Consider the following 23,240-nt stretch of genomic DNA (forward strand, 5'->3'; position numbering starts at 1 on the left):
ATCCAGGGGACTTTCTCATGACCTTTTACCGCACAACGCGGCTGATGCTGTCGAGCGCAGCCATTCTATCGTTCGCTGGTTCTGCGTTCGCGCTGGACGGCCAGGATCTCCTGACGAAGATCAATGCCGCCTCCAGCCAGCAGACCGGAACGATTTCGCCCAGCAGCATCGATATCGACGGCACGACCGTCACACTCAAAAGCGTCAGCTACACGCCAAAAGGTGCTAAACCTTTTCCTGTCGGCGATATCACACTCTCTGGCGTTGAAGAACAGGACGACGGCAGCTATTATATTGAAGGGACCACTTTTGAAGATGTCGATAGCACCGCAGATGGTGTGACGGTGACCGCAAAAGACCTGAGTCTCGGCGGCATCACCGTACCCGCCAAACCGGGTGATGACAGCCCAGACACCATGCTCTGGGCCGAAAATCTCCATACCGGCGCCCTCAAGGTGGTTAAGGACGGTGCGGAAGTCTTCTCGATGCTCGAGGGCGATGTGAATAGCACGCTCCGCGAGGACGAATCCGGCTTCGACTTTGACGGCGCATTTAAGGGGATGAAGTTCGACCTCAGCAAAGCCAGCGACCCGCAGACCAAAGAAGCAATCGAGAAGCTGGCGCTTCAGCACATTCAGGGTGACGTCAGCTTGAAGGGATCTTGGGATCTCGAGCCTGGCACGATCGACCTTTCAGACATTTCCTTCGACTTCACCAATGTCGGCAAATTGCAATTCGGTTTAAAAATGTCCGGCTATACGTTGGCTTTCGGAAAATCGATGGCACAAGCGTTCGAGCAGTCGGAAGCCAACCCCAACAAGGAAGAAGCACAGCAGGCGCTCGGCCTCGCCATGCTCGGACTTGCCCAGCAGCTGACATTCGATTCCGCGCAGATCCGCTTCGAGGATGCGTCGATCACCAAGCGCGCACTCGACTATGCCGGTTCGAAGCAGAATGTTTCCGGCCAGCAGATGGCGGATTCGCTGAAGGCCATGACGCCGATCATGCTGGCACAGCTCAATATTCCGGAACTGCAGAATGCGATTTCGGCTGCCGTCAGCACCTTCCTCGACAATCCGAAGAGCCTGACCATCAAGGCCACGCCCGACAAGCCGGTCGCCTTCCCGATGATTGTCGGCGCTGCTATGGGTGCACCGAACACGGTGCCGCAGATGCTCGGCGTGAAGGTTTCGGCCAACGATTGAGTTCGTTTCGATTCAACAAAAAAAGCCCGGCGATATCTTCGCCGGGCTTTTTTGTTGTGTGAAATCTGCCTCAGTCTTTCTTCTGCGGCGGGATCGGACGGATCGCCAGTTCGCGCAGTTGGGCGGGCGTTGCCGGGGTCGGCGCGCCCATCAAGAGGTCCTGAGCCTGCTGGTTCATCGGGAAGAGCGAGATTTCGCGCAGGTTCTTGGCGCCGACGAGCAACATGACGATACGGTCGATACCGAAGGCAGCACCACCATGCGGAGGCGCACCGTACTGGAAGGCACGGTAGAGGCCGCCGAAACGATCCTCGACGTCCTGCTGGCTCAAGCCCACCTTTTCGAAGGCGGCGACCATGGTTTCCGGCGACTGGTTACGGATCGAACCCGAGGCGATTTCGAAGCCGTTGCAGACGGCGTCGTATTGGAACGCCTTGATCGTCAACGGATCCTGGTTCTGCAGCGCATCGAGGCCGCCCTGCGGCATCGAGAACGGATTGTGGGCGAAGTCGACCTTCTTTTCTTCTTCGTTCCATTCGAAGAACGGGAAGTCGACGATCCAGCACAGTTCGAAGCGGTCGCGGTCGACAAGGTTCAGTTCCTCACCCGCCTTGGTGCGGGCTTCACCGGCGAACTTGTAGAACTTGGCGGGATCGCCGGCAACGAAGAAGCAGGCGTCGCCGTCATCGAGGCCGAGCTGCGTGCGGATCGCGTCGGTGCGCTCCTCGCCAATATTCTTGGCAAGCGGACCTGCGCCTTCGAGCTTTTCGCCTTCCTTGCGCCAGAAGATGTAGCCGAGGCCTGGCTGGCCGGTCGACTGCGCCCAGGCGTTCATACGATCGCAGAAGGCACGGGAACCGCCGGTCTTGGCCGGGATCGCCCAGACCTGAACCTTCGGGTTCGAAGCGATCATGTTGGCGAAGACCTTGAAGCCGGAGCCGGCGAAGTGGTCTGTCACGGCCTCCATGACGATCGGGTTGCGCAGATCCGGCTTGTCGGAGCCATATTTGCGGATCGCTTCGTCATAGGGGATGCGCGGCCATTCCTTGGTGACCGGCTTGCCTTCAGCGAATTCCTCGAAAATGCCGCTCATCAGCGGGCCCATCGTGTTCCAGACGTCTTCCTGGGTCACGAAGCTCATTTCGAGGTCGAGCTGGTAGAATTCGCCCGGCAGGCGGTCGGCGCGCGGGTCTTCGTCGCGGAAGCAGGGCGCGATCTGGAAGTAGCGGTCGAAGCCGGCGACCATCAGCAGTTGCTTGTACTGCTGCGGCGCCTGCGGCAGCGCGTAGAAAGTGCCGGGATGAATACGGCTCGGCACGAGGAAGTCGCGCGCGCCTTCCGGCGAAGAGGCCGTCAGGATCGGCGTCGTATATTCGGTAAAGCCGACATTGCCCATTTCGCGGCGCATGGCGGAGATCACCTGCGTGCGCTTGACGATGTTCTTGTGCAGCGTTTCGCGGCGCAGATCGAGGAAGCGATACTTGAGGCGAACGTCTTCCGGATAGTCCGGCTCGCCGAAGACGGGCAGCGGCAGTTCCTTGGCAGCAGAGAGAACTTCGATCTCCTGCGCGTAGAGTTCGATCTCGCCGGTCGGCATGTTCTTGTTGACGGTGTCTTCAGTCCGCGCCTTGACGAGACCGTCGACGCGGATGACCCATTCGCCGCGAACGGTCTCTGCCTGCTTGAAGGCCGGCGAATCCGGGTCGGCAACGATCTGCGTCGTGCCGTAATGGTCGCGAAGGTCGATGAACAGCACGCCGCCATGATCTCGGACACGATGGACCCAGCCGGAAATACGGACAGTCGAGCCGACGTCCGACTTGCGAAGAGCGGCACATGTGTGGCTGCGGTAGCGGTGCATGATCTCAAATCCTGGCATTTGGCTTAAGACGGCGGCATGGCCGAAGACCTGCAGCGCCGACAAGAAAATCGGGCGGACAAGCGCATGGACGCTCTGATTTGTCAAGGCTTGGCGCGGCTGGCGGGCCGTTTGCCCCCGCGTTTCCGAAGGAGCCCGGGCACTTGCGCTGCGGCAGTTTGGCTGAAGGCTGCATATTGATGAAAAGGATAGTCAACTTTAAAAGGAGGCATCATTCAAGACGGAACCTGCCAATGCCCCTCCTCACCCGCCGCAATCTGCTCAAGGCTTCCGCCGTCGCAGGCGCCTATGGCGCGGGCATGGCGATTGCCGGGCGGTTCGGGCTGGCGGAGGCCGCACCTGAGCCGCGGATCCTGACGGCACGCAGGACCGTGGCACAGATCATGGATGCCGCACCGACGCGGGATATCATGACATGGGGCGACGAGGGACTGCCGCCGGTGCTGCGCATGCCGCGCGGCAAAGCCTATGCGGCGCGACTGACGAACAGCCTCGACGAACCGACGACGATCCACTGGCATGGGCTGCGCATCGACAACAAGATGGACGGGGTGCCCTTCATGACGCAGCCCTACGTCTATACCAATGACAGCTTCGACTATCTCTTCACGCCGCCGGATGCCGGCACCTTCTGGTATCACCCCCACTGCAACACACTGACCCAGATGGGCCACGGCATGACGGGCGTGCTTGTAGTGGAAGATCCTGATGATCCGGTCTTCGATGCGGAGGTCGTGCTCAACCTGCGCGACTGGCGGCTTGGCGGCGACGGGCAGTTCATCGCCCCCTTCCGGCCTCGCGATGCGGCCAAGGCCGGCACGTACGGAACGATACGCACCGCGAACTGGCATCAGGAGCCGAAGTATGATGCGCCAGCCGGCGGGCTGATCCGTCTGCGCATCGCCGTCACCGATGTCACCCGCATCTTCCAGCTGAGGATGGAAGGCGCTGATGCGATTGTTATCGCGATCGACGGCAATCCGGTGCCAAAACGCTTCCCACTGGATCTCTTGCAGATCGGACCGGGCCAGAGGCTCGACCTCGCGGTTCGAATGCCTGATAGCGAGGGCGCAGTCGCGACGCTTGAAGATATCAGGGGCACGACGCCGAAGGTGATCGCGAGCTTGCGCGCCACCGGGCAGTCACTGAAGCGCAATATCGGCGATCTCGGCGCGCTCGCGGAAAACCCGGTGCCGAAGGCTGATCTCTCTTCGGCAGAAACAATCCCACTTGTGCTTTCCGCCACAGCGGAGAATGCGGCTGTCGAAAGCATCTGCGGCACGCTCGGCTACAGCTTCTGGGCCATCAACAAGGTGCCGTGGCCAGGCGACACGCCCGATCCGACCGCACCGCTCGCTGAACTGAAACTCGGCAAGAGCTACGTCTTTAATCTGGAAAACGTCACACCCCACACGCATCCGATCCATCTGCACGGCATGAGCTTCACAGTCATCTCGTCCTCGACGCGCGAGGTGATACCGCTCGTGTCAGACACCTATCTCATTCAGCCGGACGAAAAGGTGCAGCTCGCCTTCGTCGCCGACAATCCGGGTGACTGGCTGCTGCATTGCCATATCATCGAGCATCAGAAGACGGGCATGACGAGCTATCTTCGTGTTGTCTGATATTGTGCCGCGATTATCGCCCCGGCGACACAGCAGCCGCAGAAAACATCGCCTGCATCACAGCGAATAAGACTTCATAAAGGTGAAGCCCGCTGACCATATTGACATATCTCTTCGAAAGGGGAAGGAAGGTTTAACTGACCTCTTCCTTGCGAATGAATTGATATGATCGAAACCACCGCCGATCTGGCGGCCGCCTGCAAAGAGCTGGCCAAGTCCGATTTCATTACCATCGATACTGAATTCCTGCGTGAGACGACCTTCTGGCCGGAATTATGCCTGATCCAGATGGCGAGCCCGACGGTAGAGGTGCTGGTCGATCCTCTGGCGAAAGACATCGATCTTTCGCCCTTCTTCGAGCTGATGGCCAATCCAAACGTGCTGAAGGTATTTCACGCGGCACGGCAGGATATTGAAATCATTTTCAATCGCGGCAACCTGATCCCTCACCCGATTTTCGACACCCAGGTCGCCGCCATGGTCTGTGGTTTCGGCGACAGCGTGTCCTACGATCAGCTGATCAGCCGCACCAAGAACGTCCACATCGACAAGTCCTCGCGCTTCACCGACTGGAGCCGCCGGCCGCTGTCGGACAAGCAACTCGAATATGCACTGGCCGACGTCACCCATCTGCGCGACGCCTATCTCTACCTCAAGGCCGAACTGGAGCGCGAAGGCCGCGCCTCCTGGCTGCGCGAAGAAATGGACATTCTGGAATCGCGCGAGACCTACGATATCCACCCTGACGATGCCTGGCAGCGACTGAAGCTGCGCTTGCGCAAGCCGCAGGAACTGGCGATCCTGAAATATGTCGCCGCCTGGCGGGAGCGCGAGGCACGGGCGCGCAACGTACCTCGCTCGCGCGTGCTGAAGGACGACGCGATCTATGAGATCGCCCAGCAGCAGCCGAAGGACGCCGAAGCGCTCGGGCGCCTGCGCACCATTCCGAAGGGCTGGGAGCGCTCGGCCACGGGTGCTGCGGTGCTCGAAGCGGTCAATACAGCGCTTGCGCTGCCACGTTCCGAAATGCCGCATGTGCCGCGCCAGGCACAGCCGCCGGAAGGTGCGGCGGCGGCCGTCGAGCTTCTCAAGGTGCTGCTCAAGCTGATTTCCGAAAAGCACGGCGTGGCGCCGAAGGTAATCGCCAACAGCGACGACCTGGACAGGATAGCGGCTGAGGGCGAAACGGCAGATGTCGCGGCCATGCATGGCTGGCGGCGCGATCTGTTCGGCGAGCCGGCTCTGCAGCTCATCCGCGGCGAAATTGCTCTACGCTTCGTTGGCCGCAAGGTCGAAACCGTCGCACTCCCAGCTTAGATCGCGGCGCGAGCCTTCGGTCCGGCTGTCGCGTTTCAAGTCGTTGTTTGACGCGTGTCGTGAGCGCAAAAATCGCTTCGCACCTTTGCGCGAGCTGCCTTAAATTCGAAATATCTTGACCATAGCACTGCACCGGAAACAATAGCCGAATGAAGTGCTTCGGCGAAAGGGCGGCATGAGAGAGATATCCCCGACGCAGAACTGGATTCTGATTGCGCTCGTGCTGGCGCTCAGCGGCGTGGTCTATGATCTGTACTTCTTTACAGGCCAGACGCCCATCATCGGAGCGATCTTCGCGCTCTTCATCGGCATGCCGATTCTCGCCTTCGAGCGCAAGGTACTGTTGCGCGGCCTCTACCGACGCATTCAGAGATTGCCGACCCTGCTTTTCATCATCTCCGAACTCGTGATCTACGAAATCCTGATGAGCATCGGCTTTGCGGCGGCCGGTTTCCTTCTCGCATTGCTTGGTGCGCTGAAGCCGCCGAAAATGATCGACGTGCTGATCATGCCGTTCGATATCTTCCTCTATGCGCTCGCGGTCTGCGCCACATTGATCTTTCTGCTCAGGGTACGTGAACTATTGGGACGCGAGGTCTTCATCAGCATGCTGATAAGCCGCTACCGCAGGCCGATGAAGGAAGAGCGGGTCTTCCTGTTCATCGATCTCGCAGAGTCCACCGCCTTTGCGGAGAAGCATGGTGACCTGCGTGCACAGCAGCTTCTGAGTTCGCTGTTTGCCGCCTTCGCCGAGCCGGTGCGGCGTCACAAAGGCCTGATCAACGACTATGTCGGCGATGCGGCGATCATCACTTGGCCTCTGGCGCGCGGCGTCAAAGATGCGCGCTGCGTGCGCTGCCTTTTCGATATCCTCGCCGATATCGAAGCCAATGCCGCAAGCTGGAAGAAGAGCTACGGCCATGTGCCGAAACTGAGGGCCGCCCTTCACGGCGGCAGCGTCATTACGGCCGAAGTCGGCGTCGACCATCACAAGATCAGCTTCTTCGGTGATACGGTGAATACCACTTCGCGGCTGGAATCGCTCTGCCGGACATTGAACCGGCCGGTGCTGATCTCCGCCGAGCTTGCCAAGCGCATGACGTTGCCGGAGGAGATTGTCGGCGAGAACCTCGGCAATCACGCTGTGCGCGGCCGTGGCCAGGGGCTGGATGTCGTCGCACTTTCCTCGCGCGCGGTGACCGTCCTCAAACAGCCTGCTACGCTCAGGCGCGGTTGAGACGGAGCTTTATCCGCCCGTCACCAAAGCTTCACTCAATCGTCAATGTGCCGACATGAATGCCCTGCTAAGCGGATGGCGCTTTTGCACTCCGTTCTATGGGGACATCATGAAGAACGTTCTTTTTGCTTCCGTATCACTTTTCATGCTCGTCGCAGGCTCCGCCTCGGCCGACCAGCAGCTCTTCCCGGCAAAGCTCACGAGCCAGGCCATCCTGCCTGCCAACACGCTGACTCCGGCCCCGGCCGATGCGCCGGCCTTTCTCAAGACCTCCGGCAAGTTCACCACCCCGGACCGCAAGCGCACCGAAAAGCTCGGCACCATCGACGGCAAGGACGGCGCCCGCGTCACCGACGTCAAGCTGCCGCTCGACGGCCAGCCGATCCAGGGCTTCTCCGGCATCAAGACCATGCCCGACGGCACCTTCTGGACGCTCTCCGACAACGGTTTCGGCTCGAAGTTCACCTCGTCCGACTCCATGCTGTTCCTGCATCAGCTGAAATTCGACTGGAACGCCAACAAGGTCGACGTCGTCAAGAACCTCTTCCTGTCCGATCCGAACAAGATTGCGCCGTTCCCGATCGTCACGGAAGCCTCTGACACGCGTTACCTGACCGGCGCTGATTTCGACATCGAATCCGTACAGCCGGTTGCCGACGGCTTCTGGCTCGGCGACGAATTCGGCCCCTACCTCTTGAAGATCGACACCGAAGGCCGCCTGACGGACGTCATCCCCACCACGCTCGACGGCAAGCCGGTCCTGTCCCCCGACAACCCGCTGATCCAGCTGCCAGCCAACCCGGCCGCCAAGATGCCGGCCTTCAACCTGAAGCGCTCCGGCGGCTTCGAGGGCCTCGCCATGTCGAAGGACGGCTCAAAGCTCTACGGCCTGCTGGAAGGCGCCATCTATGTTGACGGCCAGGTGGAAACTGTTGACGGCCACACCGCCATCCGCGTCATCGAATTCGATGTCGCTTCCAAGAAGTGGACCGGCCGCAGCTGGCTCTATCCGTTCGAAGACAAGGGTGCTTCGATCGGCGACTTCAACATGCTTGACGAGACCACCGCTCTCGTCATCGAGCGCGACAATGGCGCCGGCACGAAGGACAAGGCTTGCGCCGATCCCAAGCAGCCGAAGCCGGACTGCTTCGAAGCTCCTGCCGAGCTGAAGCGTGTCTACAAGATCGAGTTCAATGATGCCAACGTCGGCAAGGCTGTCCGCAAGATCGGCTATATCGATCTCCTGAACATCCAGGATCCTGACAACAAGAAGAAGGCCGGCGATATCCCCGGCGTTTACAACATGCCCTTCGTGACGATCGAAAACGTCGACCGCGTCGACGCGACCCACATCATCATCGGCAACGACAACAACCTGCCCTTCTCAGCCGGCCGCGCTGTCGACAAGGCCGACAATAACGAGTTCAGCATCCTCGAAGTCGGCGAGTTCCTGAACGCGAAGTAATCCGCAATTAGCGTGAGATTGAGAGGGCGGCGCGAAAGTGCCGCCCTTTTGCTTGGCCATTGGTGTCTGGAGGTGAAGGTCGGGCAGCCCTGCCGGACCTGTCTACTCGAACCGGAACGCCAGCCGCTTGTTGGTCAGCCGCGACAATTGCTGCAGGCGGCCGTCCAGTCGTTCTCCGGCGAAATCGCGGTATTCATGCGGGACCACGAATTCCAGATCGAGATCCGGGGACGAGGACTTGCGGAAGGTGAGGTCGCGTACGATGCCCGGCATCGAGGCCGAGAAGAGATAGACGACGCGCAGCATGCCGCCGAGCAGCTTGGCGCGGTCGATGAAGGCGGGACCGGCGATCGTCGCAAGCGGTGCCGTGGAGCCGTCGTCGTGCAGGCCTTCGAAGCGGTAGTAGTTGGTCAACGCGATGAAGGCACGGCCGGGATGGCTGATGCCGACGAATGAGGAGTGAGCAATCACGTTCAGCGCCTGAGCGCCGCGATAATCAGGATGGGCGCGCCAGCTGATATCGGCCAGCAGGCAGGCGGCCTGGCGATACCGGCTTTCCTCGTCGGTTTCCTGAACGCCGAAATACGGCATCATGCGGCCGGTCCAATCGGCCAGTTCGCGGGCATGTTCCGGCGAGCGGGCACGCAGGATCGCAAGCTCGCCGGCGGCAGCCAGCAGCGGATCGGCGCGGCGTTCGGATTCGGACAGCAGCGAAAAGAGATAACCTTCGCGCACGCCTTGCGCGGAGAAGGAGATCACCGAAGGCTTCATGGCGTTCAGCACTTCCTTCATGGCGATGGCGCCGAAAGGCAGCAGCGAACGGCGATGCTTGGAAACCGCCTGCAGAGCCGGCTCCTTGGAATCCTTGGCGGTGACGACCTGATCCAGGAACTGCGTCATGCCTTCGAGAGACACCTCGTAGCCCTGCATCATGTGCAGCGGATAACGGGTGATCTCCATGTGCAGTTTGGCAATGTTTCGCCAGGTGCCGCCAACGGCGTAGAAGGTGCGCCCTTCCCCCTTGGAGAGAAGCTTGGCGGTCTTGACCTGCTTGCGGGCAAAGGCGCGCGCCTTGGCGAGCGATCCGCCGGCATATTCGGAGAGGCGCAGACCGCCGAGCGGCAGGGTAATACCGCCACTGACATCCTTGCCCCTGATATCGATCAGTTCCAGAGAACCGCCGCCGAGGTCGCCGGCGATGCCGTCGGGATTGTAGAAGCCGCTGATGATGCCGAGCGAGGCAAAGCGTGCCTCTTCCTCACCCGACAATATACGGACGTGCCGCTGCAGGATCGTCTCGGCCTGATGGATGAAATCGGGACCGTTGCTTGCCTCGCGCGCAGCGGCCGTGGCCAGCACATACATGGTGGCCGCGCGCGCCTGATCGGAGAGAGCCTTGAAACGATGAAGTGCCTGAAGCGCGCGTGCGACGCTTTCCTCGTCCATCTTGCCGGTCAGGGCTATGCCCTTGCCGAGGCCGCAGAGAACCTTTTCGTTGAAGAGGATGGTGGGCGAACGCGACAAGCCTTCGTAGACGACCAGACGGATAGAATTCGATCCGATATCGACAACGGAGACCGGGGCGATACCCGGAAGTCGCCCCTGGGCTTCAGATTCAACCATTAGGTCCAGTTTACTTGTTGTTCCGGCCGGCAAGCAGACCGGCGATCAGCTTCGGCGCACTCGATTTCAGAGCTTCACCGCGGCCCGACAGGCTGGGATTGGTCATGAAATATTGCTGCGCATTGAACGGTTCCTCGCCCTTGCGCACTTCCATGCGCCGTGACGTACCGTCGGGCAATATCTCGTAGCTTTGTTGATTGTCAATCACGTTGCCGAGCATAATCTGTGACAAAACCTGCTCGTGGACGGTCGGATTTGTCAGGGGAACGAGCGTTTCGACGCGGCGATCGAGGTTTCTCGGCATCATGTCGGCGGAGCCGATATAGACAAGCGCCTTGTCGGACGGCAGGCCGTAACCATTGCCGAAGCAGAAGATGCGGCTGTGTTCCAGGAAGCGGCCAACGATCGATTTGACACGGATATTGTCGGAAAGGCCCGGGACCTGAGGACGCAGGCAGCAAATGCCGCGCACGACGAGATCGATCTCGACGCCGGCGCGGCTCGCCGTATAGAGCGCGTCGATGATATCCGGGTCGACCAGCGAATTCATCTTCATCCAGATCGCTGCCGGGCGGCCGCTGCGAGCGTGCTCGATCTCTTCGTTTATGTGGCGAAGGATGCGAGAGCGGAGCGTGTAAGGCGAAACGGCGAGCTGCATCCCCTCTTCCGGCTCACCATATCCGGTGATGAAGTTGAAGATGTTCGCCATGTCGTGGGCGATCACAGGGTTGCAGGTGAAGAAGGACAGATCCGTATAGATCTTCGCGGTGATCGGATGGTAGTTGCCGGTGCCGAGATGGCAGTAGGTGCGCAGCTTGCCTTCCTCACGCCGGACGACGAGCGACATCTTGGCATGGGTCTTGAGCTCGATGAAGCCGAAGACGACCTGCACGCCGGCGCGCTCCAGGTCTCGCGCCCAGCGGATATTGGCCTCTTCGTCGAAGCGGGCCTTGAGTTCGACCAGCGCCGTCACCGATTTGCCGGCTTCGGCGGCGTCGACCAGGGCGCGCACGATCGGGCTGTCGTTGGAGGTGCGGTAGAGCGTCTGCTTTATCGCCAGAACATCAGGATCGCGCGCAGCCTGGAGAAGGAACTGTACGACCACGTCGAAGGACTCGTAGGGGTGATGAACCACCATGTCCTTTTCCCTGATGGCGGCAAAGCAATCACCGGCGTGTTCACGGACACGTTCTGGAAATCGCGCATTGTAGGGCGGAAAGCGCAGGTCGTCGCGCGGCGCCTTGGTGATCTCGGAGAGCGTGTTGAGCGCCAGCAGGCCGGGCAGAACGGCAACGCGATTATCCGGGATGCTCAACGCCTGAACCACGAACTGGCGCAGCGAGGCCGGCATTTCGGAATCCGTCTCGATGCGGATGACCTTGCCGCGGCGGCGGCGCTTCAGCGCCGTTTCGAAGAAGCGCACGAGATCCTCGGCCTCTTCCTCGACTTCGATATCACTGTCTCTGATGACGCGGAACGTACCCGAGCCCTGCACCTCGTAGCCCGGATAAAGTCGGTGAATGAAGATGTTGGCGACATCTTCCAGCGTGATGTAGCGGATCGTGTTGCGGTCGTCAGGCAGGCGGATGAAACGGTCGAGTGCCGGCGGCAGCCGCAGCAATGCAGTCATCGGTTCGCGGCCATTGCGGCTCACGAGCTGCAGGCCGATCGAGAAGCCGAGGTTCGGAATGAACGGGAACGGATGGGCGGGATCGATGGACAGCGGCGTCAGCACCGGGAAGATCGACTGCTCGAACTCGTTTGCCAGCCACTGGCGATCGGCATCGCTCAACGCACCTGGGCGTACGATCAGGATGTCTTCCTTGGCGAGGTACTGCTGCAGGACGGCAAGCGAGGCCTGCTGCTCCATCTGCAGATGATCGATCTCGCTCAGGATCGAATCGAGCTGCTCGGCGGGTGTGCGGCCATCCGGGCTTTTGACCACGATGCTCTGGCGCACCTGGCCTTCGAGGCCGGCGACACGTACCATGAAGAATTCGTCGAGGTTGGCGGCCGAGATCGACAGGAAGCGTACGCGTTCCAGCAACGGATGCTCGGTGTTCAGCGTCTCCTCGAGGACACGGCGGTTGAACTGCAGCCAGGAGAATTCGCGGTTGATGAAGCGCTCGGGGCTCGACAGCAGCTGCTCCAGCGGCGGCAGGTCTGCACTGTTGTCCGGGGTGGATTCCTGATGTTCCTGATATGCACTATCCATGGTCCACTCACCCTGCTCTTATCCGCTTCGGCGAATATATCAGTTTCACGACGGAACTGTGACAGTCAATCGCCCGAGCCGGAATTGCCCAATTCATTCAATACTTCAGCGGCAAGCGAACGGGTAATGCCTGTGCCTCTGGAAAGCGCCAGCCGGTCGAGCCTTTCGACAATCGTCTGGGCCGCGTTGAGCGATCGCTCCATGCGATTGACGATATAAAGGACGAGTTTGTCATCTATATAAAGCTGCCGGTCGGCAAAGAGCTTGACGATGACTTGCGACAGCAGTTCCTCGTCGGGTTCGCCGATCTCCACGACCGTCGCGGCCTTCAGGCGGGAACGCAGATCAGGCAGCGTGACCGGCCAGGACATGGGCCAGAGGCGGCTGGTCATTAGCAGGCTGGTGCCGTTTTCCCGCACGCTGTTGATGACATGGAAGAGCGAGGCGTCATCGAAGCCTGTCCGGTCAACGTCCTCGAACAACACGGGGCCGTTGGCGGCCACAACCGCTGCATCGGAACCGGCCACGGGATGAATGATTTCCGCCCCGCTCAGTTCCTTCCAGATGCCGGCGAGATGCGATTTTCCGGAGCCGACGGGACCGGCAAGGATGACGACCGGCGATGGCCAGTTCGGCCAGGCATCGACAATCGAAACGGCAGCGGCCAGCCGCTCCGAGACCAGGAGGTCATCGCGCCCGGTCGCGGCGTCATGCGAAAAGGCCAGGGGAAGCTGTTCTCCGGCCTTACGCTTCGGATCAGCGTTCTTTACGTCATTCATCGGAAACAGATTTCGTCTTACTGGCCCGGCCGCCCGGCGACCCGCCATAGTAGAGATCGCTTTGAAGGTAGCGCGAAAGCGCAAAGCGGACAAGGACGCCGACGGCGGCGGCAGCCGGCACTGCGACCAGCAGGCCGACGAAACCGAAGAGTGCGCCGAAGGCAAAGAGCGCAAACATCAGCCAGACGGGGTGCAGGCCGACACTGGAGCCGACGAGCTTCGGCTGCAGGATATTGCCCTCCAGGAACTGGCCGGAGAAGAAGACCGCCAGAACGGCGATAATCCAGATATAATCCGGCCAGAACTGGACGATCGCCACGCCAATGGCAAGGACGAGGCCGACCAGCGAGCCGACATAGGGAATGAAGCTGATCATGCCGGCGAAAAGCCCGATGAGCAGGCCGAAGTTCAGCCCGACGATCGAGAGCCCCAGGGCGTAATAGATGCCGAGGATGAGGCAGAGCGAACCCTGCCCGCGGATGAAGCCGGCAATCGCCTGATCCACTTCCCTGGCGATCTGGCGCACGTCGCTCACGTAGTCGCGCGGCACCCACTGGTCGACCTTGGCGACCATGCGATCCCAATCGAGCAGGATGTAGAAGGCGACGACCGGGGTGACGACGAGCAGCGAGATGACATCGACGATCGCCTTGCCGGAATTCCAGATCTGCGAAAAGAGGCCCGTCAGGAAGCCCATGCCTTCCGACAGGATCCCGGAGAAATTATCCTTGATGGTCCCCAGCTGGCTTCTGATCCAGCCGGGCAGCATGGAATCCTGGTAGTTGGCGATGAACTGCTGCAGCTGGCTGATATAGCCCGGCACGCGCTGGGCAAAATCGTTGAACTGGTTGATGAGAACGGGGATCAGGATCACCAGCGCCAGCGCGAAGACGATGACGAAGGCCACCAGGATGACGATGGTCGCCATCAAGCGATTCAAGCCCAGTCGCTCCAGTCTGTCGGCCACCGGATCGAGGAAATAGGCGATCGACATGCCGGCAATGAAGGGCAGCAGGATCGAGCTGAAAATATAGAGGAAGGCGATAAAAATGAGCAGAACCGCCACCCAGAAGATGATCTGGCGCTTCAATATCGTTCCGCTGACCTGTTGTGGCATCGCTTCCCCGCTGATCGCTCGCCCTGCCCTTGCCGCTTTAGAACGACCGTGGCCGCTTAAGCACATAGGATGGAGGCGCAAAGATGGTCAACCCTGTTGCACCAAATCCGGAAAGCGCACAGGGATTAGCTGGAAAATGGGGGCTTTTCCCTTGCAACGCTTGCATAAAGCGCACTCTCATGCAATTGCGACCGGCATGTGACGCGGTCCATTGTCCGCAGCTTTAAATCCTCCGGAGATCAGCATGAGCCAGTCTGGAAAAAACGGCCTGACCTATAGCGATGCAGGCGTCGACATCGATGCCGGAAACCTGATGGTGGAGAAGATCAAGCCGGCCGTGCGCTCCACGCGCCGTCCGGGCGCAGATGGCGAGATCGGCGGCTTCGGCGGTCTCTTCGACCTGAAGGCCGCAGGTTTCACCGATCCGGTACTCGTTGCCGCCAATGACGGCGTCGGCACCAAACTGAAGATCGCGATCGACGCGGACTATCACGAGACCGTCGGCATCGATCTCGTCGCCATGTGCGTCAACGACCTCGTCGTGCAGGGCGCGGAGCCGCTCTTCTTCCTCGATTATTTCGCCACCGGCAAGCTCGACCCGGATCAGGGTGCAGCGATCGTCGGCGGTATCGCTGCCGGCTGCCGCGATGCGGGCTGCGCGCTGATCGGTGGTGAGACGGCCGAAATGCCGGGCATGTATTCCTCGGGCGATTATGATCTCGCCGGTTTTGCTGTTGGCGCCGCCGAGCGCGGCAAACTGCTGCCGTCGGGCGACATTGCCGAAGGCGACGTCATTCTCGGCCTCTCCTCCTCAGGCGTTCACTCCAACGGCTTCTCGCTGGTGCGTAAGATCGTTTCGCTTTCCGGCCTCGGCTGGGATGCGCCGGCACCCTTTGCCGAAGGCAAGAAGCTCGGCGAAGCGTTGCTGACACCGACGCGTATCTACGTGAAGCCACTCCTGAAGGCGATCCGCGAGACAGGCGCGCTGAAGGCGCTTGCCCATATCACAGGCGGTGGTTTCCCTGAAAATATTCCGCGTGTTCTGCCGAAGCACCTCGCCGCCGAGATCGATCTCGTGGCCGTCAAGGTGCCGCCGGTCTTCTCTTGGCTTGCCAAGACTGGCGGCGTCGAGGCCAAGGAAATGCTGCGTACCTTCAACTGCGGCATCGGCATGATCGTCGTCGTCGCTGAAGAGAATGTAGCCGCCGTCTCCAAGGTGCTTGAAGCTGAAGGCGAGAACGTCGTCATACTCGGCCGCATGGTCGCCCGCGCCGAAGGCGAAGCCGGCACGATCTACAAGGGCACGCTCGCTCTATGAGTTCGGCGCGTAAACGCACGGTCGTCTTCATTTCCGGCGGCGGCTCCAACATGATGGCGCTGGTGCAAGCGGCGAAATCGGCCGATTACCCGGCCGAGATCGTCGGCGTGATCTCCGACAAGGCGGATGCCGGCGGGCTTGCCAAGGCGGCGGCAGAGGGCATTGCGACCTTCGCGTTCGTGCGCAAGGATTATGCGAGCAAAGACGAGCACGAAGCGGCGATCCTCGCCGCTCTCGATGAGCTTGCGCCCGATATCATCTGCCTTGCCGGCTATATGCGGCTGCTTTCGAGCGCCTTCATCCAGCGCCACGAAGGCCGTATCATCAATATCCACCCCTCCCTGCTGCCACTCTTTCCTGGGCTGCACACGCATCAGCGTGCGATTGACGCAGGTATGCGGATTGCCGGCTGCACGGTGCATTTCGTCACCGAAGGCATGGATGAAGGCCCGGCCATTGGTCAGGCCGCCGTGCCGGTACTGGCGGGCGATACGGCGGAGTCGCTGGCGGGACGCGTGCTGACCATCGAACACCAGCTTTACCCGCAGGCTCTCCGTCTCTTTGCGGAGGGCAAGGTGAAAATGGAAGGCGGGAAAGCGGTTGGGGCGACAGCTTCCGCCACCGCCCCGAAATCCCAGCTTATTTCGTTGATCGGCGACTGAAGCAATTCCAGCAAAAGTGCTCAACGGTTTTCCGTCCGCAATTGCGTGAAAACACGTAGCCAGGGCAGTTCCGTCGCTCGGAGAGAACGGAGGTGCTCTGCCTTCAGGCCGCAAGGGCCTTAAGCGAGTATGGCGCGGATGCGATGCACATCGCTCGGTTCGACCACGAACCATATCGGCGTGCTGGCCGATGGCAATCTCACCGCCATCCATCAAACCGGCAGAACGGCGGCATTCGACGTGGCCATCGCCACGGCAGCGGAAAGACGCTCCCCACCATTTCCGACAGTCTGACCGTTCTCAATCCGCACAGAACCTTCGCTCACCTGCCTCGCCGACAGAATCATGGTCACCGATCCGGCCCCAGTATTTGCATCGGAGTCGGGGGCCGGCCATCTCATTGACTAGTCATAATCTTACTAGTAGTATTATGACCATGACATTGATCAAACGCTCTCCCATCGCCCTCGCCATCCTCGCAATGCTCATGGAAGAGCCGCTGCATCCTTACCGAATGCAGCAGCTCATCAAGGAGCGCGGCAAGGACGAGGTGATCAATGTCACGCAGAGGGCGAGCCTTTATCAGACGATCCAGCGGCTTGAACGCGAGGCTTTGATCACCCCACGAAAAACAATCCGGGATGACAAGCGTCCCGAGCGGACTGTGTACGAGATAACCGAGAAAGGCCGTAGCGTCGCGCTGGACTGGATGCGGGCGATATTGTCGACCCCAACGCGGGAATATCCGGAATTCCCCGCAGCCATATCATTTCTTCCGCTGCTTTCACCCGATGATGTGGCGAGCCATCTCGAGCTCAGAGCAAAAGCCATGGAGGCGGAGCTTTGCCGGATCGACGAAGCTCTGCACGAAGCGCAGGCTGTTCCAAGGCTCTTCCTGCTTGAGATGGAATATCTCCGAGCGCTTCACGCAACCGAATTGTCCTGGGTCAACAGCGTTGTCGCGGATCTGCGCGCCCAGCGCATCACCTGGACGGAAGAGTGGCTGAGGCAGATCGCCGCGAAATTCACCATCGACCCTAAACTCGACCAGGATTAATCCCATGAAGGTTTTGATTATCGGCGCCGGGACTGGCGGTCTGGCACTCGCTCATCTTCTTAAAGGGGCCGGCATCAGCGTTGCGGTCTATGAGCGCGACCGCGCGCCGAACGCCGACACCGGCGGGTATCGCGTCGGCATCAGCCCGGCTGGAAGCCGCGCGCTGAAAGCCTGTGTTCCCGGCGAACTCTACGACCTCTATGTCGCGACCTGTGCCAGGTCGCCGCGCTATTTCAACATGCTTACCGAACAGTTCGGCGAAGTGCTGAGCTTCGATATTGCTGACGCAAGCCCGAACGCTCTCGATGGTGAACGGAACGTCATTCGAAAGACGCTGAGGCGGGTTCTGCTCAGGGGACTTGAAGCAGAGGTATTCTTCGGGAAGACGTTTCAAGCCTACACAAATAATGCCGACGGATCGATTACCGCTCGTTTTCAGGATGGAAGCCTCGCGACAGGTGATGTCCTTGTGGGGGCGGACGGCACAAGTTCGACTTTGCGCAAGCAACGTCTGCCGGAAGCGCACCTCGAAGACACGGGGATCGTCTCGCTCGGGGGTAAGATTCCGATGACGGCGGAAACGAAGGCTCTGCTGTCGGACAAAATGTTCAAGGGCATGTCACTGATTATGGCGCCGATGGGCTTTGGCGCCATCATTCACTCGCTCGAGTTCGCCGACAGCAGAAACGACCCTGATTTTTCTGCCCGTTGGCCGGATTTCGTCGAAGCGCTCGACGAGGATAGTATCGGCTGGGGCTTATGGGGCGCTCGGCAGAACTTCCCGCAGGATCCGGCCGGCCTGAGTGGCGAACAATTGCGAGAGCTTGGCTTGGAGATCGCTCGGGACTGGCATCCGCACCTGCAAGCGATCATCCGGATGACGGAACCCACGACGATCCATGATGTCAAGATGAGGACCTCGGTACCGCTGACGCCTTGGACGAGTTCGAATGTCACTCTGCTCGGCGACGCCGTCCACACGATGACACCGGGACGAGGCGCAGGCGCCAATACGGCGCTTCGCGATGCCGCTCTGCTCGGACGCATGTTGGTCGAAGCGAACCAGGGCCGAAAGCCCCTCCTCGAAGCCATACAAGCCTACGAAATCGAGATGCTTCGCTACAGTAAAGAAGCAGTCCAGGAATCGAGAAAGCAGATGGATGCTGGCGATCTGGCCCATCGGCCGATTGTCGGCAGGTTTCAGCTCGGTCTCACGCGCGGCGTCATGCGCACCATCAACGCAATACCTGCACTCAAGCGGCGCGCCTTTCGGCAGATGATGCGCGTTCGCGGGGAAAATTGAGATCGCCGCGGGATGTCGACCCCGCAAGCGGCAACTTGAGGGATCGAACGTCAACCGCCTTACCGCTATCGAAGTTTGCCCTTGTTCAACAAGGCCCATTGAAGCAGCGTGATCGTCTTGAGATCGATGATCTCTCCGTTTTCCACCATTGCGAGGGCTTGCTGCAATGACACTTCCAGCACCTCGATATCCTCGTGCTCTTCCTCAAGGCCGCCGCCGTCGGAGGTGCGATCGGCTGTATCGATCGTCGCCGCGAAGAAATGCACGACTTCGGTAATGGAGCCCGGAGCCGGATAAGACTTGAAAAGGAAGCTGACGTCGCGGACGGTATAGCCGGTCTCTTCCATCGCCTCGCGGCGGATTGCGACCTCGGGCTCATCACCGTCGAGCAGGCCGGCCGGGACTTCGATCATCCAGGCGGGGTCGCCGTTTACATATGCCGGCAGGCGGAACTGCTTCACCAGCACGACCACATCGCGCCGGGGATCGTAAAGCAGAATGCAGGCGGCGGGCGTGCGGTGATAGACCTCGCGCGGCAGGCGATGGGTCACGCCATTCCGATCGGTATAATCGATCCGGTAACCGGTCAGCTCCGTCCAGCCGTCGGACAGGATTTCCTTGCCGACGATTTCTACTTTCGCTTTCGATTGCGTCATATGGTGTCCTTGGCGGCTTCCTTGCGAAGCCAGACCTTGTTGTCATGGACGGCTGCACCGCCATAGGGCGCCACGGGATCGGCGCCGGTGAGTACGTTGATGCCTTCACCATCGACATGCGCCTTGTTGGGCCAGAGACCCTCGGCAATCAGCACGCCGGGTTTGACGTCGGTCGTCACGCGGGCGTGGATGCGCAAATCACCGCGCACGTTTCCAATGCGGACGAGATCGCCATTGTCGACGCCATTGGCCTCGGCATCAACAGGATTGATCATCACTTCCGGGCGGCCTTCCTTCTGGCGCGACGTCTTGGTTTCCGAGAAACTCGAATTCAGAAAGTTGCGCGCCGGCGAGGTCGCCAGGCGGAAGGGATGTTCGGGGTCGGCAAGTTCGATGACGTCGACCTGATCCGGGAACGGCGGCAGTTCGGCATAGGGACCGAGTGCACCGACGGATGCGGGCGGCTTGTTCGGTGAGGCGCCGTTCACCCAGTCCGGCCGAAAGTGGAACTTGCCGTCGGCATGGGCGAAACCATCGAGATAATGCGCTTCATCGAAGGCTGGCTGGCGGTCGAACCATTTGTGCTCGAGGAAATGGTCGTAGTCCGGCAGGTTGCTAGCGGCCAGAACGCGATCGACCATTTCGCGGGCCGTGAAGCCGAAGCCGGGGCGATCGGCGACGCCAAGGCGTTTTGCCAATTCCTCGATGACGAAGAGGTTGGTGCGCACGGTCGGTGGCGGCTCAACGAGTTTGGGCCCAAGCAGAATGTGGTTCTGGCCGCCGGCGCGATAGATATCGTCATGCTCGACGAACATGGTGGCGGGAATGACGATATCGGCCATTTCGGCCGTCTCGGTCATGAACTGCTCATGCACGGCTACGAAGAGGTCGCCTCGCGCAAAGCCTTGTTTCACCAGCCGCTGTTCCGGGGCGATATTCACCGGATTGGTGTTCTGGATCAGCATGGCCGCAACAGGGCCGCGATCGCGCAGCGCCACGGCATCGCCGGTCAGTGCCCGGCCGATCTGTGACTGGTCGATCATGCGGATGTCGGCATTCTTCATCGACTTGCCGGTCAGCTCCGCATTGTTCATGCGAAAAATGTCGCTGTTGGAATGGAAGGCGCCACCACCCTCATATTGCCAGGAGCCAAGCACGGTGGCGATCGAGGCTGCCGCGTGCATGGCGACCGCGCCGTTGCGCTGGCGCGTGAAGCCATAGCCGAGGCGGAAGAAGGTCTTCTTGGTGGTGCCGACGAGCTTGGCGAAGGCTTCGATCTCTTCGACTGAAAGACCGGTTATTGCGGCCGCCCATCCCGGCGTCTTTGTCTTCAGATGCGCTTCGAGACCCGAGGGATCGTCGGCATATTCAGCCATATAGTCGCGGTCGGCATAACCGTCTCGGAAGGCGATGTGCATGACGGCGCAGGCAAGGGCCGCATCGGTACCGGGCTTGACGATGAGCGCCATGTCAGCCTGCTTCATCGTCGGATTGTCGTAGATGTCGATGACGACGATCTTGGCGCCGCGCTCCTTGCGCGACTTGATCGCGTGGGTCATCACATTGACCTGGGTGGCAACAGCATTGGTGCCCCAGATGACGACGCAATCGGTGCGCGCCATCTCGCGCGGATCGGGGCCGCGCAGCATGCCGGTCGCCATCGTAAAGCCGGTCCAGGCGGGATTGGTGCAGATCGAGGAGAAGAAGCCGGAATAACGCTTGGCATGGCGCAGGCGCTCGATCGAGTCGCGCTGTACCCAGCCCATGGTGCCGGCGTAGAAATAGGGCCAGATCGCCTCACTGCCATCCTTGGCCTCGGCCTTCACGAAGGCTTCGGCAATTTCGTCCAGCGCGTCATCCCAGGAAATCTGCTGCCACTGCCCTTCCCCCTTGGCGCCGGTGCGGCGCAGCGGGTGCATGAGACGGTCCGGATGATAGAGGCGCTCGGCATAACGGGCGACCTTGGCGCAGATGACGCCCGACGTGTAGGAATGGTCGTTCGCGCCCCGGACACGACCGATACGGCCGTCTTCCGTAATATCCACCTCCAACGCGCAGGTGGAGGGACAGTCATGCGGACAGGCCGTATGGCCGATCCGGGATTTGGCATGGATGGGGGTCGCAATGTTCATGCGATTTCTATATGCCAAGGCTCGACCGCCCAAAAGGCACAAAAACTCCCAATGATCCGAATTCATAGCAGGCATCAGCGAAAATGAACTATCGCCACATCTATCATGCCGGCAATTTCGCCGATGTCCTGAAGCATGCGGTGCTGGCTCGGCTGGTCCGTTACATGCAGAAGAAGGATGCGGGTTTCCGCGTACTCGACACGCATGCCGGCATCGGCCTCTATGATCTTTCCTCCGAGGAAGCGCAGAAGACCGGGGAATGGCATGATGGTATCGGCAAGCTCCTGGAAACCGATCTCGGGCCGCAGGTCTCGGAGCTTCTGGAGCCCTATCTCACCGCCATCCGCGAGCTGAACCCGCAGGGCGGCCTGCGCTTCTATCCCGGCTCGCCCAAACTGGCCCGCATGCTCTTCCGCCCACAGGACCGGCTTTCGGCGATGGAACTGCATCCGGAGGATTTTATCCGGCTGCACCGCGTCTTCGAAGGCGATCACCATGCGCGCATCACCGAGCTCGACGGCTGGCTGGCGCTCGGCGCGCATCTGCCGCCCAAGGAAAAGCGCGGCATCGTGCTCGTCGATCCGCCCTTCGAGGAAGACGGCGAATATGAGCGCCTGGTGGATGGTCTTGCCAAGGCCTACCGGCGTTTTCCTGGTGGCACTTACTGCCTCTGGTATCCGTTGAAGAAGGGCGCACCGATCAAGGAATTTCACGACGCGCTGCAGGCGACGGAAATCCCGAAGATGCTCTGCGCCGAGCTTGCCGTGCGCAGCGACCGCGAGACGACGGGACTGACGGGCTCCGGCCTCGTCATCGTCAATCCGCCCTTCACGCTGAAGGACGAGCTGCACCAATTGCTGCCGGCGCTGAAAGACCATCTGGCGCAGGACCGTTTCGCCTCGCAAAAGGCTTTCTGGCTGCGCGGTGAGACCAAGCCCGCCAAGGCCGATTGACCGACTCTCGGTGCTCGGGGATAGTCCGGCGCCATCAGCATATCCAAAAGGTGCCCCATGAAGCTTCTCTGCTCCCCGACCTCCCCTTTCTCCAGCAAGGTGCGCATGGCTTCGCGCCATCTCGGCCTGGAGACAACGGAAATCCGGGTCGATACGAATGCGGGACCGGCGATCCTCGTGGACAACAACCCGCTCGGCAAGATCCCGACGCTGCTGACGGACGATGGTGTTTCCATATTCGACAGCATCGCCATCATGCATTATTTCGACCGGCTCAAGAAGGGCGCGCTCTATCCTTCCAAGAAGGGCAAGCGTACCGACGCCGAAGTGCTGGAAGCGCTGTGCGACGGCGTTTGCGACTGCCTGCTGGCGATCGTCTACGAACGCCGTTTCCGCGACGAAGAAAAGGTGCATCAGCCCTGGATCGACCGGCAGTGGAAGAAGGTCGAGACCGCGCTGAACTATCTGGCCGCCAATACACCGAAGCTCGGCAAGAAGCTGCATGGCGGGCATTTCGCGCTCGCCGCCACGATCGGCTATCTCGACCTGCGCTTCAAGGGCCAGTGGGAAGAAGACCATGCCGAGTTGATCGGCTGGCTGCGGGAATTCGAGAAGAAGTTTGACGGCTACGAGCAGTTGAAGCCGCAAATCTGAGCGATTTGAAACTGGTGAAGACAACAAAAAAGCCGGGCACGAA

18 protein-coding genes are annotated in these 23,240 nt (G+C 60.5%); 11 read left to right on the forward strand and 7 right to left on the reverse strand.

All coding sequences use genetic code 11. From position 1 onward, the window contains the following. The first annotated feature begins 17 nt into the window (after positions 1-17). A complete protein-coding gene (locus H4W29_RS02700; protein WP_192727548.1) occupies positions 18-1,205 on the forward strand; it encodes an aq_1923 C-terminal domain in 1,188 nt (395 codons plus the stop codon). Positions 1,206-1,275: 70 nt separating this feature from the next. Here H4W29_RS02700 and aspS read toward each other — a convergent pair whose 3' ends face one another. Further along, positions 1,276-3,066 carry an aspartate--tRNA ligase gene (gene aspS / locus H4W29_RS02705; RefSeq protein WP_192727549.1) on the reverse strand — a complete coding sequence of 597 codons (1,791 nt, stop codon included), beginning with the start codon at positions 3,064-3,066 and terminating at the stop codon, positions 1,276-1,278. Between the two features lie 251 nt (positions 3,067-3,317). On the opposite strand from aspS, the gene H4W29_RS02710 reads away from it, so the two are divergent. The 4 genes from H4W29_RS02710 to H4W29_RS02725 all read left to right on the forward strand — a co-directional run bounded on the left by H4W29_RS02710 (position 3,318) and on the right by H4W29_RS02725 (position 8,728). Next, positions 3,318-4,709: a multicopper oxidase family protein gene (locus H4W29_RS02710; RefSeq protein ID WP_192727550.1), complete on the forward strand. Its 1,392-nt coding sequence runs from the start codon at positions 3,318-3,320 to the stop codon at positions 4,707-4,709. Between the two features lie 165 nt (positions 4,710-4,874). Then, entirely contained in the window at positions 4,875-6,026 is a 1,152-nt protein-coding gene (gene rnd / locus H4W29_RS02715) for a ribonuclease D (protein ID WP_192727551.1), read from the forward strand. A 175-nt stretch (positions 6,027-6,201) separates the two neighbouring features. After that, complete coding sequence (locus tag H4W29_RS34195) at positions 6,202-7,263, forward strand: adenylate/guanylate cyclase domain-containing protein (protein ID WP_210332133.1); 1,062 nt, start codon at positions 6,202-6,204, stop codon at positions 7,261-7,263. A 109-nt stretch (positions 7,264-7,372) separates the two neighbouring features. Next, positions 7,373-8,728: an esterase-like activity of phytase family protein gene (locus H4W29_RS02725; RefSeq protein WP_192727552.1), complete on the forward strand. Its 1,356-nt coding sequence runs from the start codon at positions 7,373-7,375 to the stop codon at positions 8,726-8,728. A gap of 102 nt (positions 8,729-8,830) precedes the next feature. Here the strand turns inward: H4W29_RS02725 and ppx are convergent, their stop codons facing one another. From ppx to H4W29_RS02745, 4 genes are all read right to left on the reverse strand, one after another. Further along, on the reverse strand, positions 8,831-10,351 hold the full coding sequence (gene ppx / locus H4W29_RS02730) for an exopolyphosphatase (protein ID WP_192727553.1): 1,521 nt from the start codon (positions 10,349-10,351) through the stop codon (positions 8,831-8,833). A 10-nt stretch (positions 10,352-10,361) separates the two neighbouring features. After that, positions 10,362-12,566, reverse strand: coding sequence for an RNA degradosome polyphosphate kinase (locus H4W29_RS02735; protein ID WP_192727554.1), 2,205 nt, complete (start codon positions 12,564-12,566; stop codon positions 10,362-10,364). A 65-nt stretch (positions 12,567-12,631) separates the two neighbouring features. Further along, positions 12,632-13,345: a DnaA regulatory inactivator HdaA gene (gene hdaA / locus H4W29_RS02740; protein WP_192727555.1), complete on the reverse strand. Its 714-nt coding sequence runs from the start codon at positions 13,343-13,345 to the stop codon at positions 12,632-12,634. Beyond that, on the reverse strand, positions 13,338-14,462 hold the full coding sequence (locus H4W29_RS02745) for an AI-2E family transporter (RefSeq protein WP_192727556.1): 1,125 nt from the start codon (positions 14,460-14,462) through the stop codon (positions 13,338-13,340). Before H4W29_RS02745 ends, hdaA begins: the two co-directional genes overlap by 8 nt. Positions 14,463-14,706: 244 nt before the next feature. Between H4W29_RS02745 and purM the strand changes: the two genes are divergently transcribed. The 4 genes from purM to H4W29_RS02765 all read left to right on the forward strand — a co-directional run bounded on the left by purM (position 14,707) and on the right by H4W29_RS02765 (position 18,802). Further along, positions 14,707-15,780 carry a phosphoribosylformylglycinamidine cyclo-ligase gene (gene purM, locus H4W29_RS02750; protein WP_192727557.1) on the forward strand — a complete coding sequence of 358 codons (1,074 nt, stop codon included), beginning with the start codon at positions 14,707-14,709 and terminating at the stop codon, positions 15,778-15,780. Then, on the forward strand, positions 15,777-16,442 hold the full coding sequence (gene purN, locus H4W29_RS02755; protein WP_192727558.1) for a phosphoribosylglycinamide formyltransferase: 666 nt from the start codon (positions 15,777-15,779) through the stop codon (positions 16,440-16,442). The genes purM and purN overlap by 4 nt, the downstream gene beginning before the upstream one ends. Positions 16,443-16,878: 436 nt before the next feature. Continuing rightward, positions 16,879-17,499 (forward strand): PadR family transcriptional regulator, encoded by a 621-nt coding sequence (locus tag H4W29_RS02760; protein ID WP_192727559.1) that lies wholly within the window; start codon positions 16,879-16,881, stop codon positions 17,497-17,499. A gap of 4 nt (positions 17,500-17,503) precedes the next feature. Further along, the gene (locus tag H4W29_RS02765; protein ID WP_192727560.1) at positions 17,504-18,802 is read left to right on the forward strand and encodes an FAD-dependent oxidoreductase; all 1,299 of its coding nucleotides are present in this window, start codon (positions 17,504-17,506) and stop codon (positions 18,800-18,802) included. Between the two features lie 65 nt (positions 18,803-18,867). On the opposite strand, the gene H4W29_RS02770 is transcribed toward H4W29_RS02765, so the two are convergent. Next, positions 18,868-19,458: an NUDIX domain-containing protein gene (locus tag H4W29_RS02770; RefSeq protein ID WP_192727561.1), complete on the reverse strand. Its 591-nt coding sequence runs from the start codon at positions 19,456-19,458 to the stop codon at positions 18,868-18,870. Then, positions 19,455-21,656 (reverse strand): molybdopterin-containing oxidoreductase family protein, encoded by a 2,202-nt coding sequence (locus H4W29_RS02775; RefSeq protein WP_192727562.1) that lies wholly within the window; start codon positions 21,654-21,656, stop codon positions 19,455-19,457. The genes H4W29_RS02770 and H4W29_RS02775 overlap by 4 nt, the downstream gene beginning before the upstream one ends. A gap of 17 nt (positions 21,657-21,673) precedes the next feature. Between H4W29_RS02775 and H4W29_RS02780 the strand changes: the two genes are divergently transcribed. Both H4W29_RS02780 and H4W29_RS02785 read left to right on the forward strand, forming a co-directional pair. After that, positions 21,674-22,543, forward strand: a complete 870-nt coding sequence (locus tag H4W29_RS02780) for a 23S rRNA (adenine(2030)-N(6))-methyltransferase RlmJ (RefSeq protein WP_192727563.1) — start codon at positions 21,674-21,676, stop codon at positions 22,541-22,543. A 57-nt stretch (positions 22,544-22,600) separates the two neighbouring features. Further along, a complete protein-coding gene (locus H4W29_RS02785) occupies positions 22,601-23,197 on the forward strand; it encodes a glutathione S-transferase (RefSeq protein WP_192727564.1) in 597 nt (198 codons plus the stop codon). Positions 23,198-23,240 lie beyond the last annotated feature (43 nt).

Origin of the sequence: Rhizobium viscosum (genome assembly GCF_014873945.1) — a bacterium.
In the GTDB taxonomy this organism is placed as follows: domain Bacteria; phylum Pseudomonadota; class Alphaproteobacteria; order Rhizobiales; family Rhizobiaceae; genus Rhizobium; species Rhizobium viscosum.

What these genes read in the sequence shown, in the direction of transcription:
- H4W29_RS02700 (WP_192727548.1), top strand. Translation starts at nt 18, where the DNA reads ATGACCTTTTACCGCACAACGCGGCTGATGCTGTCGAGCGCAGCCATT.
- aspS (WP_192727549.1), bottom strand. Translation starts at nt 3,066, where the DNA reads ATGCACCGCTACCGCAGCCACACATGTGCCGCTCTTCGCAAGTCGGAC.
- H4W29_RS02710 (WP_192727550.1), top strand. Translation starts at nt 3,318, where the DNA reads ATGCCCCTCCTCACCCGCCGCAATCTGCTCAAGGCTTCCGCCGTCGCA.
- rnd (WP_192727551.1), top strand. Translation starts at nt 4,875, where the DNA reads ATGATCGAAACCACCGCCGATCTGGCGGCCGCCTGCAAAGAGCTGGCC.
- H4W29_RS34195 (WP_210332133.1), top strand. Translation starts at nt 6,202, where the DNA reads ATGAGAGAGATATCCCCGACGCAGAACTGGATTCTGATTGCGCTCGTG.
- H4W29_RS02725 (WP_192727552.1), top strand. Translation starts at nt 7,373, where the DNA reads ATGAAGAACGTTCTTTTTGCTTCCGTATCACTTTTCATGCTCGTCGCA.
- ppx (WP_192727553.1), bottom strand. Translation starts at nt 10,351, where the DNA reads ATGGTTGAATCTGAAGCCCAGGGGCGACTTCCGGGTATCGCCCCGGTC.
- H4W29_RS02735 (WP_192727554.1), bottom strand. Translation starts at nt 12,566, where the DNA reads ATGGATAGTGCATATCAGGAACATCAGGAATCCACCCCGGACAACAGT.
- hdaA (WP_192727555.1), bottom strand. Translation starts at nt 13,345, where the DNA reads ATGAATGACGTAAAGAACGCTGATCCGAAGCGTAAGGCCGGAGAACAG.
- H4W29_RS02745 (WP_192727556.1), bottom strand. Translation starts at nt 14,462, where the DNA reads ATGCCACAACAGGTCAGCGGAACGATATTGAAGCGCCAGATCATCTTC.
- purM (WP_192727557.1), top strand. Translation starts at nt 14,707, where the DNA reads ATGAGCCAGTCTGGAAAAAACGGCCTGACCTATAGCGATGCAGGCGTC.
- purN (WP_192727558.1), top strand. Translation starts at nt 15,777, where the DNA reads ATGAGTTCGGCGCGTAAACGCACGGTCGTCTTCATTTCCGGCGGCGGC.
- H4W29_RS02760 (WP_192727559.1), top strand. Translation starts at nt 16,879, where the DNA reads ATGACATTGATCAAACGCTCTCCCATCGCCCTCGCCATCCTCGCAATG.
- H4W29_RS02765 (WP_192727560.1), top strand. Translation starts at nt 17,504, where the DNA reads ATGAAGGTTTTGATTATCGGCGCCGGGACTGGCGGTCTGGCACTCGCT.
- H4W29_RS02770 (WP_192727561.1), bottom strand. Translation starts at nt 19,458, where the DNA reads ATGACGCAATCGAAAGCGAAAGTAGAAATCGTCGGCAAGGAAATCCTG.
- H4W29_RS02775 (WP_192727562.1), bottom strand. Translation starts at nt 21,656, where the DNA reads ATGAATTCGGATCATTGGGAGTTTTTGTGCCTTTTGGGCGGTCGAGCC.
- H4W29_RS02780 (WP_192727563.1), top strand. Translation starts at nt 21,674, where the DNA reads ATGAACTATCGCCACATCTATCATGCCGGCAATTTCGCCGATGTCCTG.
- H4W29_RS02785 (WP_192727564.1), top strand. Translation starts at nt 22,601, where the DNA reads ATGAAGCTTCTCTGCTCCCCGACCTCCCCTTTCTCCAGCAAGGTGCGC.